Source organism: Paenibacillus sp. ACRRX (assembly GCF_022346885.1).
Classification (GTDB): domain Bacteria; phylum Bacillota; class Bacilli; order Paenibacillales; family Paenibacillaceae; genus Paenibacillus_B.
Genome location: NZ_JAKRNK010000013.1, coordinates 36,455 through 53,556, shown reverse-complemented (window position 1 = coordinate 53,556; position 17,102 = coordinate 36,455). Strand labels below are relative to the sequence as shown.

Here is a 17,102-nt window from a genome sequence, read left to right as displayed (position 1 = left end):
TGCCGCGTTGTTCCTTTAAAATAAAGCCCTATTCTCACTAATCAACTTTACTTACAATTTGGGCAGGCCACAGTTGTCGAGCCGCAAATTGCAGAAGCTTACAATATTGTAAGACACCTCAATAGTAAATCTATGGATGTTCTTCATGGTCTGCCTTATAATTTTAAATAGATAAAATGAAGTACCTAACATTTGTGCTTGCGTCACATTTGCTAAAGAAACTTGAACGGACGGGAGCTGACATCAATGCAATGGACTATGATTGTCTCATGGGTAACCCTTAATCAGGATATCCTACTGCTAACTTTACTTGGTCTTCACCTAGTATCCGTGTTATGGATCTTTGTGGACAGCATTCGCATTGAACGCTCGATACTGTTTACACTGATGATTACCCTTATCGCGGCAATTACGCCGGTTATTGGGCTATTTATTTATATGCTTATTCGCTATACAAAGCTTACCTCGCATGCCACAGCCTCTAGACGCACTCATTCTGCTATGCTGACAAGGTAAATATAAGGGAATTGCCACATGTTAGTGTCCGGCAACTCCCTTTTTTATTTTCTCCTATTTGACTAGCTTCATACTACATTTTGACTAGACGCCTCCTCTTCTAAATGGATCGAGCAAATCAATTTATGATTAAAAAATGATATCGATATCTAAAAGATTATCATTAGCACTATCATTTGAAAGCGCTTTTCTATTATAATAGAACTGTAAATTTGAGATACCGATAACTCATAATCGTTATGATGATGCTTGGATGATGATCACATCTCAGGAGGATGATTTACATGAGCGACGCAAATGCACAAGAAGTGCAAGCAGTAGAGGCTGGAGTGCATACCTTTAGCCAAGAAAGTGAATGGGTACGACCTGACAACCCGCAGCTCCTTGCGCAATTGGAATGGTTCCAAGATCAGAAGCTTGGTCTAATGATGCACTGGGGTACTTATTCTCAGCTTGGAATTGTAGAGTCATGGGCGTTAAGCGATGATGATGCAGATTGGGCCCGTGATGGCATCGATTGGGAACAAGACGGAGAAACATTTAAACAACAATACTGGGACTTGAACAAAACCTTTAACCCTATTCGCCTCCAGCCTGATGCCTGGGCAGAGCTTGCGTCTGATAACGGGTTTAAGTATTTAATCTTTACAACGAAACATCACGACGGTTATTGCATGTGGGATACAAAAACAACCGATTACCGCATTACCGGTTCTGAGTCGCCTTTCCGCAACCATCACTACGCGGATATTTGCCGGCATGTATTCGATGCTTTCCGTAACCGTGGGCTAGGGATTGCTGCTTATTTCTCTAAAGCGGATTGGAATACACCCTACTATTGGGCGCCTGATATGGAACGAAGCAATCCGACTTGGCGCGGGCCCTCCTATCATCCAGAGCAGCACCCTGAGCTGTGGGAGCAATTTGTGCAGTTCACACACGAGCAGATTATGGAACTTCTATCTGAATACGGACGCATTGACGTCTTGTGGTTGGACGCAGGCTGGGTATGTGCGGAAAGCCGCCGTATGCCGCAAGATATCCGGCTCGGTGAAGTCGTCGAGCGTGCACGCCAGACACAGCCGTGGCTGCTCGCTGCAGATCGTACGGTTGGAGGCCCTTACGAGAACATCATTACACCTGAGCAGACCGTTCCTTCAGCAGCTTTGCAGGTGCCTTGGGAAAGTTGTATTACCATGGGAACTTCCTTCTCCTATAAATACGATGATGAATACAAATCCATTCGCCAATTGGTACACCTCTTAATAGAAGTGGTCTCCAAGGGCGGCAACTTGGCCCTCAACGTCGGGCCACAGCCTGACGGACGGTTCCCCCAAGGTGCAATTCACTGCATCAAGGGCTTAGGAGAATGGCTGAAAGTGAACGGAGAAGCGATCTATGGCACGCGTATCTGTGCACCATATTACACAGAGCACTGCGCCTTTACTCGCAAAGGAGACACCGTCTACGGCTTCTATCGCTATCCATCCGATGATAGCGTTGTAAAGACGTCAGTAACACTTCCGTACTCAGGTGAAGTCGGCCGTGTTAATCTGCTTGGTTCAAGCGATCCCCTTCACTTTGAATGCTTAGAAGAGGGATTGCGGATACAGCTTCCTCCATCCGAGTTAAGCAACGATTCTGCACCGTTAGCGCATGTTTTCCGTATCCTAGCTGCTAATGAATAAGAATAACACAGTAGTGAATGATGTAATCATCATTTCAATGTCTTAATAAGGGGTCTCATAGCCCTCACACCTGTAACCCGCTTAGACCCAGATCATAAAGATATATAGAAAAAGTCCCTCAACACAAGAGGGACTCTTTTTCTTGCCCAACTAGAAACGCCTCTAGCTTTTTCAATAAAAAAAAGGGACTGCGCCACCTTCCAATGGAAGGTGTACAACAGTCCCTTATTCTTACTTTACAAATCCAAGCAGCATCTCGCGGATAATCTTACTTGCCGCAATCGGTGTCTGCTCCGTCGGATCATAGATCGGTGCAACCTCAACGAGGTCACATCCTACCACATTTACTTGCGAACCTGCGATTAGATGCACGGCTTCAAGCAGTTCCTTGGTTGTAATGCCGCCAATCTCAGCCGTCCCCGTACCTGGGGCACAGCTCGGATCAAGCACATCGATGTCGATCGTCACGTAAACAGGACGCCCTGACAAGTCTGGCAATACTTTGCGAAGCGGTTCAGCTACTTCAAACGGATAAAAATTGATGTTCTCACGCGCATATTCCCACTCCTCGCGCGAACCGGAACGGATACCGAACTGGTAAATGTTCTTGCTGCCGATCATCTCCGCCGCTTTACGAATTGGAGTGGAGTGAGAGAGCGGCTCACCTTCATAGTTCTCACGCAGGTCGGCGTGAGCATCAATATGAATAATTGCCAAATCCGGGTACTTCTTGTATACCTCTTGGAAGACTGGCCAGGAAACCAGATGCTCCCCGCCTAAGCCTACCGGGAATTTGTCGTCTTTCATTAGGCCTGCAATGTACTCTTGGATAATGTCCAAGCTACGCGCTGCATTACCGAAAGGCAGAAGCAGATCACCTGCATCAAAATATGTGATGTCCTCAAGACTTTTATCGAGATACGGGCTGTATTCCTCCAGCCCAACAGATGACTCGCGAATTCGACCAGGGCCGAAACGGGAACCAGGGCGGAATGATACTGTGTAATCCATCGGCATGCCATAAATGACAGCTTTGGAATTCTCGTAGTCGTCAGAGCTTAATATAAATACGTTGCCGGAATATCTTTGATCTAAGCGCATCTTGATGCCTCCCTGCTTATTTCGTCAAATCTTCCACGAATTTAGGCAGGCAGAACGCTGCATGATGCAACCGTGGAGAATAATATTTAGTTTCGATCTCAGCAATGCTGTCTGCGTCCACTTTTAACGGATCATATGTCTTACTGCCCATAGTGAACGTCCACAAGCCGCTTGGGTAAGTCGGAATGTTCGCACCGTACACACGCACGATCGGGAAGATCTCCTTCACATCGCGGTTCACTTGCTGAATCAGATCCGCTTTGAACCAAGGGTTGTCCGTCTGTGCTACAAACAAGCCATCTTCCTTCAGTGCCTCATAAATGCCTTGGTAGAAGCCGCGTTCGAAGAGCGGAGCCGCAGGACCTACTGGCTCTGTGGAGTCAACCATAATAACATCGTACTCGTTCTTGCTATTCAAAATGTGCATATAACCATCGTTAACGATGACTTCTACACGCGGATTATCAAGTTCGCCTGCGATCTCAGGCAAGTACTGCTTCGAATACTCAATGACTTTTCCGTCAATTTCAACAAGAACGGCCTTCTCAACGGACGGGTGCTTCATAATTTCACGGATAACACCGCCGTCTCCGCCGCCTACGACAAGCACATGCTTAGGGTTGGGATGAGTAAACAGTGCAGGATGGGCAACCATCTCATGATAGACAAATTCGTCTTTAACCGTTGTCATTACCATGCCGTCCAATACGAGCATGCGTCCAAATTCTTCGGTTTCCTGCATAACTAAATGCTGGAACGGCGTCTGTTCATTTACATACGTCTCACGGATCTTAGCCGTAATGCCGAAGTTCGGCGTTTGTTTCTCTGTATACCACAATTCCATAATAATCAACCTGCTTTCTTCCGGTGACCGGTGATGGTATCGTTGGTCCAGCGAAATGCTCGTAATGGTTCCTGTGTAACATTCGTAACACTTCTTCTCCATATTGCACCAAACAAATGTATTATATATAATCCCCCCCAAAATGCAACTATTTCACACAATAATTATTATTTTGTTTGGAATATCCTGTCGATTCCTTTTCCATACTGATGAGATAGAGCAACCATTTAACATTTGTCATTGGTTATAAAAGGAGACGGCGGGCATGAGCGACATACTCAAACGAGCAGCAACCAAAACCAAGAAGAAACGCTGGCGTACCGTTCTTAATATATTGGGAGTGTTTATTGCACTCGGGATCGGATCAGCCGCCTGCACGCTTGGTTACTTGTATATGACAGACCTGCCAGAATCCCAACTGCAGCAATCTTCGGAGCTGCTGGACCGTAGTGGCAAGCCTCTCGCGCTGCTAGCCTCAGGACAAACGCTGCAGCAATCTGTGAGCATCCAGGATATTGCGCCTGCCCTTGTTCAAGCCACGTTAGCGACCGAGGACCGCAAGTTTTACAATCATTTTGGGATCGATATCTATGGGATCGCAAGAGCGGCTGTTGTCAATCTGGAGCACCTTTCTACCAAGCAGGGAGCAAGTACATTAACCCAGCAGTTGGCCCGCAACATGTATTTGACACACGAACGAACTTGGAAACGAAAAGCGAAAGAAGCACTCTTTGCACTGCAGCTTGAAATGAAGCACAGCAAGGATGATATTTTAGCGATGTACTTAAACCAAATTTATTATGGCCATGGTGCGTATGGCATTGAATCTGCTGCCAGGATGTATTTTGGCAAGTCTGCGAAGGAGCTCGTGCTCGCCGAAAGTGCCATGCTAGCCGGCATACCGCGTGGTCCAAGTTATTATTCGCCCTGGATAAATATGAAAAATGCGAAGGATCGGCAAAAAATTGTGCTGCAAAATATGGTGGAGACAGGAGCCATTCAACAACACGAAGCCGATGTAGCTTACAACGCTACACTTCGATTTCGAACAAAGGAAGAACGCTCGGATACACTTGTAGCCCCTTATTTCCGTGACTATGTACGCAAGGAATTGTATGCACTTGGCTTAACGGAGGACGAGATCGAATCAGGCGGCCTCCGTATTTACACCACTCTGGATGCACGCGCACAAGCAGCAGCAGAGGCAGCCGTCGCCAAGAATATTCCATCGTCAGGCGATTTGCAAGCAGCCCTTGTCTCGATTGATCCACGGTCAGGCGATATCAAGGCAATGGTTGGCGGCAAAAACTATCGTGAGAATCAGTTTAACCGCGTATTCGCAAATACACGGCAGCCAGGATCTGCGTTTAAGCCAATCGTGTACTTGACGGCGCTTGAGCAAAAACAGCTCACGGCAGCCTCACGCTTTACCAGTCAGCCGACATCCTTCAGCTACGATGAAGGCCGCAAGACCTACAGTCCGAGCAACTTTGGCGGCAAATATTACGGAGATATCGATCTCCGTCAGGCAATTGCTGCCTCGGACAACATCTTTGCCGTGAATACGATTATGCAGATTGGACCAGACAAAGTGATAGAGATGGCCAAGCGCCTCGGCATTCATGCCGATATGAAGCCCGTGCCTTCCTTAGCACTTGGCACTTACCCTGTCAGCCCTTATGAAATGGCCTCAGTCTATGCTGTGCTAAGCAATGATGGCAATAAGATGATGCCTAGGGCCGTATTAGCCGTAACGGATCGGACCGGACGTGTGATCTATCAAGCAGCAACTTTAAAGCCTGTTCAAATTGTAGATTCAGGTACGACTTATGTATTAACCAACCTTATGGAAAGTGTATTTGAAGCAGGAGGTACTGGCAATCGTGTTTCATCGCTGATCAAACGGCCGGTAGCTGGCAAGACCGGTACAACAGACAGTGATTCGTGGATAGTAGGCTATACGCCAGAGCTGTCTACAGCAGTCTGGGTCGGATATGACAAGGGGAAGACGATTACGACTACAGATGCGCACCTATCGGCCCCAATTTTTGCCGAATATACCGAGAAAGCGCTGGAAAGTGTACCTCCTAAGCTCTTTACGATTCCAGACAGTGTCGTCAGTGTCTATATTGATTCCGATTCGGGCAAGCTCGCTGGTGAAGGGTGTGTAAACAAGCGTCTTGAGACGTTTGTTCGCGGCACGGAGCCCACAGAATGGTGCGGACTTCACCCTGGGGGCAATCCACCAGAGCAGAAGCAGCCTGAGGGCAAGCCAGCGGATGCTACAGAGAAGCAATCCTGGTGGAGACATTTGAAGCGCTGGTGGACTGGTTGAGGTAAAATGAGCCTGATACAAGCGAAGGCCGTCAAACATGAGCTGAACTAAAAGTTTAACTCTCGTTTGACGGCCTTTATGTTGTTATGGGAATTAGGTCAGACAGAGCAGTTTCCGTTTCATTTATGCCCTTAATCCGTTGCTGCGGATTGCTCCTCTACACGGCTAAGCTTGCCTGGCCAAAATGCTCGTCGTCCCAGTACCGCCGTTATGGCAGGAACCATAAAGGGACGTACAATAAACGTATCCAGCAGTACTCCAAGCGCGGTAACCGTGCCGAACTGCACCAGCACCTGAATAGGCAGCGTAGCCAGCACAGCAAAGGTTCCAGCCAATATGATTCCCGCAGAAGTAATCACGGAGCTAGTCTCGTTAACACCCTCACGGATCGCTTGCTTAATCGGCATTTCCTTGCTCTTCTGCCAGATGCGCGACACCATAAATATATTGTAGTCCTCTCCAAGCGCTACTAAAAATACAAACGCGTACAATGGGATCGCTCCTTGAATGGCCTCTACGCCAAACCCATAGTGCAGGATCAGCCAGCCTAATCCCAACGCGGAAAAATAGGAAAGTACAACAGTACCAATTAAATAGACGGTTGCCACGATAGAACGTAAATAGAAGAGCAGAAGCAGTGCGATTAAACCAATGACAACGGGAATGACAATGATCGTATCTCGGTCATTAACGAATTCCGTGTCGTATTGAGTGGCCGTCTGGCCGCCTATCCACACCTTTTGCTCCACGCCATCAATCCCTGACGCCAGCAAAGCAGCCTCCGCCGCTGCGCGGATTTCCGGGATATGGTTCATTGCTTCCAGCGAATACGGATTCAAGCTTAGTTCTACGCTATACGCTAACATATGCTCGTTGTTCTGCCCTTTCTGTGGGGCAGATACTTGATCGATGTAAGGCAGTGAATCCAGCTCATTTTGCAAAGAAACCTCTTTACCCTCTGTATCAATCATTATGTTCACAGGGGCCAGCTCCCCCTCGGAGAACTGATCTCCGATCACCTTAAACCCTTCTCTTGATTCCATCGTAGAAGGAAAAGAAGATAAGATGTCGTATGTGTATTGGATTCGCGTAGACAAACCCGCCAGCCCGCCTAACAGCAGAACTGTAATAGCTATTATCGTCCAAGGACGTGTCACCACAACCCGACCAATCCAGCCGGAAGATTTATTAGCCTTCTTATTCCGAACAGGTTTGCCTCTATGTTTGGCACGATCTTCTTCCATCTCAGGCGTCCGGGGAACGAACGGATAAAATGATGCTCTTCCAAAAATAGCAAGCAATGCTGGAACAAGCGTTAAGCTTGCGATGCCCATAATTAAAATAGATAAGCTAAAAGGAATAGCAAAGCGATAATAAGCGCCATACTTCGCCAGCAGCAGGACTAATAATGAGATCACAACTGTAAATCCACTCATCGCAATAGCGCCGGAAGAGCCCTTCAAGGCTTGCACTAATGCCTGTCGCTTATCGGAAACATGAGCTAGCAAATGTCGATAATGCGTCACTAAGAAAAGACAATAATCTGTTCCCGCTCCAAACAAAAGCACCGTCATAATAGAGATCGCTTGCGCATCAACCGTTATCCAACCCTGCTGCGCCATAAATCCGAGCATAGGTCCAACTGCACCATAGGCAAAGCCAACAGCAATAAGTGGTATTAGTGCCAGCATCGGCGAACGGTAAATTAGCAGTAAAATGACCAATACGAGCAGCACAGTTGCAATTAGCAAAGAAACGTCAGCATTCATAAATAGACCTGTCGCATCTATGGAAATACCAACAGGCCCAGTAACTCTGGCACTTAATGCTTCAGTCGAATCAACAGATTCACCAAATGGGTTGCTGCCAAATTGGGCGGCTGCCTGCTGCTTTAATTGTGCAACAGCTTCCTTGAGTTGTCCCACATCCGCTTCCTTACTGAACAAAACGGGAAGTACCAGTGTGCTCTTATCGTTTGATAACTGCGCTTGCAGCGCAGGGAGTGGCAGCTTATGCAAAGGCATGACCGCTGTCTGGTCAGGAAGCGGACTAGCTTCCCATTGCTTAGTCAGCGACTGCAAATCCTTCAGATCTTCCTGCGTTAATCCCCCTGCTCGCTTCCAGACAAGCAGAGCTGGTGTACCCGCTTTGCTAGGGAACTCGCGTTCCGCAACCAGAGTGGCTTGCACTGACGGGGTATCTGCTGCAAGATTGGCCGCACTATTTTGCTCCTGCGACTTTACGGATGGCCACACCCCATTCAACACGGCGACAATCATAATCCAAATGATCAAAGTGATCCATTGACCGCGCGGACCAGATACCCATCCGCTTATTCCGCGTTTCTGTTCCATCGTATCCTAATCCTCCTATATTCATTTCCCTTGAGAGAAAAAATTTATAATATTATATATACCGGAAGGTTAATTAATTGGCAATCCTTATTTTACATCTTTCATTAAACTATATGTGAATAGATACGTTACCAGTATAATAAACAGAGTACTGATGTTAACGTTATAAAGGAGCTTCGTATCGATATGAACTCGAAACGCCCACGCAGACCGGGTAGACCAAGATTGGATGACCATGGCACACCTCTGCAGACCGTGATTGTACAGACGGCAGCACGAATGTTTATGGAGCAAGGCTTTGAAGCCATCTCGCTGCAGCTTATTGCTAAAGCCTGCGCTGTCACAAAAGCTACTATTTATTATTACTATTCCAATAAAGCAGAACTGTTTACAGCTGCTGTCGTTCAAGTGTTAGAGAAGGGACATTATTTTACCCAGCAGCACTTGTTGGCGCCTGTTAGCTTCAAAGAACAACTTCAGGCTATTGCAGTATCCAAAATGCAACAGTCTCATGTGGATATGGAAACGATGATGCGTGAAGCCGAGGCTCAACTGTCTACCGAGCAGATGGAGCAAATCCGACAGGCGGAGCAGCATATACATGATCTGCTGGCCGAATATTTTGAGATAAGCATAGGCCAGGGGATTATTCGAGCCGGTAATGCAATGATGATGGCTCACGCCTTCTCTGCGCTTGTGATGTTAGGTAATCGAGACAGCGCCGTTCAATTGTACGCATCTAAGCAACAGCTGGCAGAAGCCGTTGTTGACATGTTCTGGTCAGGCATATCAATTCCTACGAATGGTTGATGGCCGATGCCCTGAGCCTTTTTGAAATTAGATCTCGTATCATGTAACCTTGTTGATGGTAGTCACGCCCTTTGAGCAATAACCGCACTTGCAGCTTTAATGAAAGAAGCCGTAAACACCACCTTCTAGTGGAGTTCACGGCTTTTTGAGCGTGGGTACTATGTACGCAGCGTGGCACAGCAGTAGCCCAAATACTGCAAGCTGCCTTCGACACTTACAAACGGAACGTGAATTACTTAGGCTGAATAATCTCCTGCACACGTCCAACCATCCCATTTGTAAGCTTTACCTTAATTCCGTGCGGATGCTGCGGGGAGTTGGTCAATATATCCTTTACAATGCCCCGCGTTCTTTTGCCTGTACGTTGATCCTGCTTTAGCACGATATCAACTTCTAGACCTGGCCTGATGTCAGCACGCAACTTACCACTCATGTTCATTTCACTTCCCATCATCTCATTGTCGACGTCTACAAGCTGTAAATATGGATAATTGAAGATGAGGTGTCTCCTGCATCAGACTACATCATCCGTTCTCTAATCCTCATATCAGCTTACCTCAAAAAAAGAAGGAGCCTTTGCATCGGCTCCACGACGCTCCAGCATCCCTCTTGTACGATATTACTTCTAGTATGACTACACTAGTGCCGCTTTAACCTCGTCAGATGTGTTAGTCCACCATTCCTCATTATGTGTTTGCAGCAGCTCGCGCAGTAATCCTAACTCTTCTTGGCCAAGCCCATCAAGCATAACACGGCGTTTCATGGCAGAATCCATCTTATTAACATGCTCCGCGAGCACTTTCCATCCACGTCTCGCTTCAGCATCCACCAGCATCTCGCAAGCTGTCAGCCCTGCATAAAATCCACCCTCGGCGTTGCGGTCAACTGCCACCCATACAATCCAGCATTGACGTCCGTTAGGCACATCTTCTTTGTTCATAGAGAACTTAATGCCGCGTTCCAGCTTACTCTTAGCGTGCATAGCGCCAATATCAATGTAGGCGCGTCCTCCTTCGATCATGACAGGAGACACATTATTCAGATCGATGCTGCCCGCACCGAAGCCTTTATGCTTACCACTGCTTACGACGTTAAGTGCAAGCGGCTTTTTTACCTTCTTTTCTTGTTCCATTATATTATTCTCCTTCCTCGCCCTCTCTATCGTTCCCATTCCTACCAGGAAACCAAGCCTAGGCTGGAATCAAAATCATTTTCATTTTAGCTAATATTCTGTAAAAAGCCAACATATACATGCTGTAGATGCTTGTCAACGGGAGGTAAGAATCGGATGACTCGAAGCAATGCCTATCGCTCACTCCTCTATTCACTCGTATTTATCACAGTTGGTATCCTGCTTACGCAATGGCTCACGCCTACACAGCCCTTGCCCTCCCTCGGTCCAGAAGTGACGCAGGGGAAGACCAAGATAAGTGAGCCGATTACGCCGCAGCAGATTCAAGCTGTCACACCAAAGGCCCGCAGTGAGCGGGTTTCGGAGTACCACATTGAGGTCCGATTGGACGAGACGTCCAAGACCCTTTATGCCACACAGACCGTCACATGGACCAACCCAGGCAAAAGAACGGTAAATGAGCTTTACTTCCACCTGTACCCAAATGCATTCGCTTCTGCGGATACCACCTTTATGAAAGAGTCCGGCGGCATGCTGCGAGAGGACCGTATGCCGCAGGATGGATACGGAAGCATGCAGATTACGTCGTTGCAAACGGTAGACGGGCTATCATTGATGAACCGTCTGGAGTTCGTTCAGCCTGATGACGGCAACATCAAGGACAAGACTCTGGCTAAGCTGCGATTGCCGCAGCCTGTCAAAGGCTTGGACAAAATTACGCTTAAACTCAAATTTGAAGTCAAGCTCCCTAAAGTCTTCGCTCGCATGGGAGCTACTAACCAATTTGTCATGGCTGGTCAATGGTTCCCTAAGCTGGCCGCGTATGAGAAAGCTGGTATTCGTGGACGAGCCGCGGAAGGGTGGAATCTGCACCAGTACCACGGCAACTCTGAGTTTTATTCCGACTTTGGTATTTTTAACGTCAGGATACAAGTTCCTAGCTCTTACATCGTAGCAGCAACCGGATTTCCAACCAAAACACCTGTATTCGGAGATGGAACCAAAACGTATCAATTCTATGCAGACGATGTGCATGACTTTGCGTGGTCGGCCTCTCCGAACTTTGTCTATGCGGAAGAACCGTTCTCATCAGCTAACGTGCCGGGTGTTCGTATTAAACTCTACCTTGACCCTAAACACGAACAGTTGAAAGAACGTTACTTCTTTGCCGCAAAAGCCGCACTCACCAAGTTTAGTGAATGGTACGGTGAATACCCATATTCAACGCTTTCCATTGTAGTCCCCCCAAAAGAGGCTAACGGGGCAGGTGGAATGGAATACCCGACACTGGTAACCGCATTCGGTGCAGATGATGAAAGCCCCGGTTATGACTTGGAACGAACGGTCGTCCATGAGATCGGACACCAATATTTCTATGGGCTGCTGGCGTCCAATGAATTCGAGGAGGCTTGGCTCGACGAGGGCTTCACCTCCTATGCCGAGGATAAGTTAATGGAGTCGGAATTCGGTGTGACACCTAATTTGGCGGTACAAGCAAGTTATATGACCGATCCCGCTCCACTCAAACAGCATGCGTGGCAATACAAAAATCAGAACCATTATGCCGAAAACGTATACTATCGCTCTAAGCTTGTGCTGCTTGCCTTAGAAAAGCAGGTTGGAGAAAAGACGATGCAGCGTATTCTGAAAATCTATACAACAAAATATCGCTTTAAACATCCGACCACAGCAGACTTTCAACGTATCGTAGAATTGGTGACCAACCGTAAATGGACCGACTTCTTTAATCAGTATATATACGGGCAGAAGATGGCTGACTTTTCCGTCGAGAGCATCCATACCCGCACCTTTAATGAAGGAGGAACGCCACGTTATGAAGCAACGGTAAATATTCAAAAGAACGGTGCTGACTACCCGAACGTACCGATCGTATTTCAATTTGCAGACGGAAGTACAACTCGTAAAGTATGGTCTGTGGAAGGCGACCGCATCCAATATAAGCTCAGTCATTCCTCCCCGCTCGCATGGGTAATGATCGATCCTCTCTATACGATCATGGTAGAGAATCGTCACATTAACAACTATATGCGTGCTCAAATTGAAGAACCGGTGCGCACGCGCGTTAATTGGGTAGCCGTCAAATGGCTGGAAGTGATAACAAACGTATTGGGGTGGTGATGGACATGAAGCTGCATATGCGCGCAGGGTGGGACTGGCTTAAAGACCATTTATACATCTGGATCATCCTATTTCTATATCAGTTATTGTGGGGATTTCTATTATTTCGCTTTATGGATTCCGTCATCATGCCAATACTTCGCCGGTATCCGAGCCCAGCTCCTACGGAGATGAGTTCACAACTCTTCTTATTGGAATCCCAGTTCCAATTAACTAAAACGTCTACCTATACACCGTACCTCTGGATCATAGTCGCTTTTATTGCGGTACGGATGCTGCTCACACCGATCATTCATGCTGGCATCTGCTATTCAATGGCTAATCACCGAACGGAATCGGGATTGACCTTTTTCAGGGGAATCGCAGCAGTGTGGAAACCTTTTGCTTTATTGTATCTTCTGGAAACGGCCTTGATGCTTGCTCCCGCCTATTGGGCCATCCCTTATCTGGCCGAAGTACTTGCTTCTAATCCAAGCTGGCAGATGCTATTAACTGGTGCTCTTCCTGTTAGTCTCGCTTGGCTGGTTGGAGGTTGGCTGCTTCATCATTTGTTTTTATTTCTGCAATTCGGCGCTGGGTCAGACATGTCGCTGTTGCATGCACTAAAAAACGGCATCGTTCACGTTCTGCCTGTCATTGGATTGTCGCTCCTATTTGTGCTTATCTCACTAGTATGCAGTACATTAGTGACAACCGCCGCCATGTTATGGACCGGCATGACCGCACTCATTTTACAGCAGGCATATCCTGCATTACGCGCATTTTTGAAATTATGGAGTCTTTCTAGCCGTTATCACGCATGGAATCATCGGAAACCGTAAATTTCGGCCTTTCTAAATATTTTTTCGCCAAAAAAACGCTTACTTAAGCCTTTTCTCGAGGTTTAAGCGCGTTTTTTTGGCGTTTCCGGACAAAAAGTGTTTGTCAAAGTAAAAAAGGTCTGCTAAAATAAGGCTTAGATTGTTACAACTTTGTCATGAAAGACACTTAGTTCTTGCAATTTTGTAATCAGAAGTAACGGAATCTGATGTGATCCAATAGGCCAAATTCCCGTACACATCCGGGAAGCGGGGGAACCATTAATACTGGGTGAATTGATCTTGCTTATGCAGAGATCATAGGGAACCTTCAACCGAACCCTCCAGCTAACCTCGCAGGCACGGAAGGAGCTTTTCCAATTGAAGAAGAAGTTGGTCACTGCGGTGGTCGGTCTGAGCTTACTGTTCTCGATCGGAACAGGTAGCGCATTCGCCGCAACGAAGATGGACAACACTATCCAAGATTTGATGGGTATCGACTACAAGTATGGTGGAACTACAACGAAGGGGTTTGACTGCTCTGGATTTGTAAAGTATGTTTTTGACAAATTCGATGTTGAATTGCCTCGTTCGTCTTCTTCCCAGTATGAAGTTGGCGACAAAGTAAAAAAAGACGAACTACGCCCTGGAGACTTGGTATTCTTCAATACTAGTGGCAGCGGAATCTCCCACGTCGGCATTTATGTAGGCAACGGTCAATTCGCCCACGCTTCGACAAGCAAAGGAACACGTGTCGACGATCTGAGCATGGATTATTATGAGAAGCGTTATGTTGGTGCTAAGCGCATTCTCAGCTCGAAGCAATATGATAGCTTTGCTTCTTACGAGAAATAATAGAATATTATACCGAAAGCCCGATGGATTGCCTCATGCAGCCTGTCGGGCTTTTATATTGCACTGTTCTATACACTGTATGCACGCCAAACTGAAACGTGCCAACTAAGAAGCCATGGTCCTGCACAAATTAATACAGGAAAAAGACGACAATTATAAACATAAATCTGTATAAAATGGGTTTACACTTGCCATGTTTCCCTGTTCTTCTGACTGCTATATGGGCATCTAGCTGAAGAGAAGCATGCTAACCATCATTCTCCCTGTCCATTCCCAGGTCTAGCACCCTTATATGATAATTAACACGTGAACCTGAAGATGAATCACGCTTCTTCTCTTGTTGTCCTAATCAGGAACTAGCTCCATCACCGTGATATCGATATACCTGCAATAATTAATTCTCTAACTTCCTAGTCACCACGCCACGCACATTACATATAACGATGGTGCCAACTCGTTTCTACTAGCCTTGAAAAGGGTGATATATCATTTCACTGTAGAGTCACCTTTCGTAAACCCTACTTACTACTTATCCTCAGATTTTGACAATGTAGGATATAACATTACATCCCCGCACGGCGTTTAACCCAAAGAGGCATGCTGGGCGTTCTTCCAACATGCCTCTACATCTTATTCACGACTACCAGCCTAAGTCCTCAAAATCCACGACAACTTAATGTCTCATGTACCACGTAGCTTGTGACTCCATTACTGCTGCTGTTCCCTTAACTTGCTCCCTGTATGTTCGGTATTCAAATGCTCCGAATTCACAACCTTTTTCTTCACTTGTTCCCTCATGTGTTGTTGAGGCCGTGCATGCTTATCGACATGTTTCTCGTGGAACATTTTGCCGTTACGTCCAACTATTTGTCGCAATTCATGACGTATTTGCTCAAATGTCTTGTTTTCGACAACAATACCATATTTCTGTGCAATCGATATAAGCTTCTTCTGCCGAAGCTCTTTTATCTGACTTTGGAGCTGTTCCTGCTCCTTGTTCAGCTGTTTCTTCTCTGTGTGATCTTTCTTATTTAATTGTGCCGACAAATTGCTTGCTTTCGAAGTCGCGGAGCTTGGCAGCAACGCTAGTACTCCGCCCTGTGATTCACTCTTGCGGGAAGAATCCGTGTCATCTCCTGATGCAAATACAACCCGCGCTTCAGGCGACTTCGCAAATGCAGCAGCGGCATGTTCGCTTTGCGCCGCTGCCGGAGAAGCAAGCAGCAGCATCATAGCTGTAGACCAGGCGACCGCCGATGATGTCGTCCATTTCATATTCTCACCTCCTTTCAAACTGCAATTTCTTCAGTATGAAGCCAGCACATGAAGACAAGCTGAATGAATACTTAATAATAATTTAAGTTCATTTGCTCATTCCGAATCAAATAAGCCTGTGTACGTTATTACGGTTTGGAACCGGGACAGTTTCCGATTCTGACATTTGTCATTAGCAGTTCATGACATCGTACACTAACGGACGATTACTCGTGAGACTACAATACAAATATAGCCACACGATAAACGGCACACATAATAAATCAAAGGGTGATGACAAATGACATACGCAATTGAGTGTACCAAACTTAGCAAGCAATATGGCAGCTTTCACGCTGTAAATGATATAAATTTATGTTTCAATCAAGGACAAATCAGTGCATTGCTTGGTCCAAATGGCGCCGGTAAGACTACTACCATATCTATGATTCTTGGTTTGCAGAAGCCAACCTCAGGCAGCATCAGCGTGTTGGGCATGCCCGCCGGGACTAAAGAAATTCGCCAGCGCATAGGAGCATTGATGCAGGATGTGAAAGCTGCTGATGGGCTGACTGTCAAAGAAGTGCTGGAATTGTTCCGCAGCTATTACCGGAATCCACTCTCATTAGCTCGCCTATTGGACCTCTCAGGGTTGCATCAAGAAGCCAAGCGCCGCGCATCTGCATTGTCAGGCGGACAGCGCAGAAGATTGGCTTTCGCCCAGAGTCTGGCTGGAAATCCTGAACTTATACTGTTGGATGAACCAACCGTAGGCATGGATATTGAAGCTCGCGGTCGCTTCTGGGATACCATCCGAACATTAGCCGCTGATGGCCGGACCGTCGTGCTGACCACGCACGACTTGACCGAAGCTGACGCGGTTGCTGACCACATCGCGATCATCGCTGCGGGGCGCATTGCGGCCGAGGGCACGCCCGCACAATTAAAGGCACAATCCGCACTGCGATCCATTTCATTCCGATCCGGATCCAGCTTGTCTGATGCTCAGCTCATGCAGCTTCCAGGGATCGTAAAATTCGAACGGCGGGCAGACAAAATTCATTTGTACGCTGAAGAAACGGATACATTAGTCGGAACACTACTCCAGGCAGACTGGGGCATATATGACCTGGAGGTTCAATCTGCCAAGCTCGAGGAAGCGTTCCGCATCATTACAAACCAACAGTAGGTTGCCAGAACACCTAAATATGAAGCGTTAATGCTATGAGGGTGTCATTTTATTCAGATCATTGTTCAGCTCTGTAAGGAATTTTCGT

At 46.8% G+C, this 17,102-nt stretch carries 14 protein-coding genes and 1 riboswitch; of the genes, 8 read left to right on the top strand and 6 right to left on the bottom strand.

All coding sequences use genetic code 11. The features are described 5' to 3' along the window. The first annotated feature begins 246 nt into the window (after positions 1-246). Together MH117_RS25320 and MH117_RS25315 are read left to right on the top strand one after the other, a co-directional pair. Positions 247-516, top strand: a complete 270-nt coding sequence (locus MH117_RS25320; RefSeq protein WP_239333738.1) for a hypothetical protein — start codon at positions 247-249, stop codon at positions 514-516. 275 nt (positions 517-791) lie between these two features. Continuing rightward, a complete protein-coding gene (locus tag MH117_RS25315; protein ID WP_481857298.1) occupies positions 792-2,204 on the top strand; it encodes an alpha-L-fucosidase in 1,413 nt (470 codons plus the stop codon). 231 nt (positions 2,205-2,435) lie between these two features. On the opposite strand, the gene speB is transcribed toward MH117_RS25315, so the two are convergent. Both speB and speE read right to left on the bottom strand, forming a co-directional pair. Next, complete coding sequence (gene speB / locus MH117_RS25310; RefSeq protein WP_239333734.1) at positions 2,436-3,305, bottom strand: agmatinase; 870 nt, start codon at positions 3,303-3,305, stop codon at positions 2,436-2,438. A gap of 16 nt (positions 3,306-3,321) precedes the next feature. Beyond that, positions 3,322-4,149 (bottom strand): polyamine aminopropyltransferase, encoded by an 828-nt coding sequence (gene speE, locus MH117_RS25305; RefSeq protein WP_239333779.1) that lies wholly within the window; start codon positions 4,147-4,149, stop codon positions 3,322-3,324. Positions 4,150-4,414: 265 nt separating this feature from the next. Here speE and MH117_RS25300 point away from each other — a divergent pair, with 265 nt between their 5' ends. After that, the gene (locus tag MH117_RS25300; RefSeq protein ID WP_239333732.1) at positions 4,415-6,484 is read left to right on the top strand and encodes a transglycosylase domain-containing protein; all 2,070 of its coding nucleotides are present in this window, start codon (positions 4,415-4,417) and stop codon (positions 6,482-6,484) included. Positions 6,485-6,615: 131 nt separating this feature from the next. On the opposite strand, the gene MH117_RS25295 is transcribed toward MH117_RS25300, so the two are convergent. Then, entirely contained in the window at positions 6,616-8,838 is a 2,223-nt protein-coding gene (locus tag MH117_RS25295) for an MMPL family transporter (RefSeq protein WP_239333730.1), read from the bottom strand. A gap of 186 nt (positions 8,839-9,024) precedes the next feature. On the opposite strand from MH117_RS25295, the gene MH117_RS25290 reads away from it, so the two are divergent. Continuing rightward, positions 9,025-9,648, top strand: coding sequence for a TetR/AcrR family transcriptional regulator (locus MH117_RS25290; RefSeq protein ID WP_239333728.1), 624 nt, complete (start codon positions 9,025-9,027; stop codon positions 9,646-9,648). A 232-nt stretch (positions 9,649-9,880) separates the two neighbouring features. Here MH117_RS25290 and MH117_RS25285 read toward each other — a convergent pair whose 3' ends face one another. After that, positions 9,881-10,081, bottom strand: coding sequence for a YwbE family protein (locus MH117_RS25285; RefSeq protein WP_239333726.1), 201 nt, complete (start codon positions 10,079-10,081; stop codon positions 9,881-9,883). Positions 10,082-10,282: 201 nt separating this feature from the next. Then, entirely contained in the window at positions 10,283-10,780 is a 498-nt protein-coding gene (locus MH117_RS25280; RefSeq protein ID WP_239333724.1) for a YwhD family protein, read from the bottom strand. 156 nt (positions 10,781-10,936) lie between these two features. Between MH117_RS25280 and MH117_RS25275 the strand changes: the two genes are divergently transcribed. The 3 genes from MH117_RS25275 to MH117_RS25265 all read left to right on the top strand — a co-directional run bounded on the left by MH117_RS25275 (position 10,937) and on the right by MH117_RS25265 (position 14,571). Then, entirely contained in the window at positions 10,937-12,919 is a 1,983-nt protein-coding gene (locus tag MH117_RS25275; RefSeq protein WP_239333722.1) for a M1 family metallopeptidase, read from the top strand. Then, positions 12,883-13,740 (top strand): carbamoyl transferase, encoded by an 858-nt coding sequence (locus MH117_RS25270; protein WP_239333720.1) that lies wholly within the window; start codon positions 12,883-12,885, stop codon positions 13,738-13,740. Before MH117_RS25275 ends, MH117_RS25270 begins: the two co-directional genes overlap by 37 nt. A 209-nt stretch (positions 13,741-13,949) precedes the next feature. Then, positions 13,950-14,093, top strand: a riboswitch (cyclic di-AMP (ydaO/yuaA leader). A gap of 4 nt (positions 14,094-14,097) precedes the next feature. After that, a complete protein-coding gene (locus MH117_RS25265; protein ID WP_239333718.1) occupies positions 14,098-14,571 on the top strand; it encodes a C40 family peptidase in 474 nt (157 codons plus the stop codon). 708 nt (positions 14,572-15,279) lie between these two features. Here MH117_RS25265 and MH117_RS25260 read toward each other — a convergent pair. Continuing rightward, positions 15,280-15,846 (bottom strand): hypothetical protein, encoded by a 567-nt coding sequence (locus tag MH117_RS25260; RefSeq protein ID WP_239333716.1) that lies wholly within the window; start codon positions 15,844-15,846, stop codon positions 15,280-15,282. A 280-nt stretch (positions 15,847-16,126) separates the two neighbouring features. Here MH117_RS25260 and MH117_RS25255 point away from each other — a divergent pair, with 280 nt between their 5' ends. Beyond that, a complete protein-coding gene (locus tag MH117_RS25255) occupies positions 16,127-17,014 on the top strand; it encodes an ABC transporter ATP-binding protein (RefSeq protein ID WP_239333714.1) in 888 nt (295 codons plus the stop codon). The last annotated feature ends 88 nt before the right edge of the window (positions 17,015-17,102 follow it).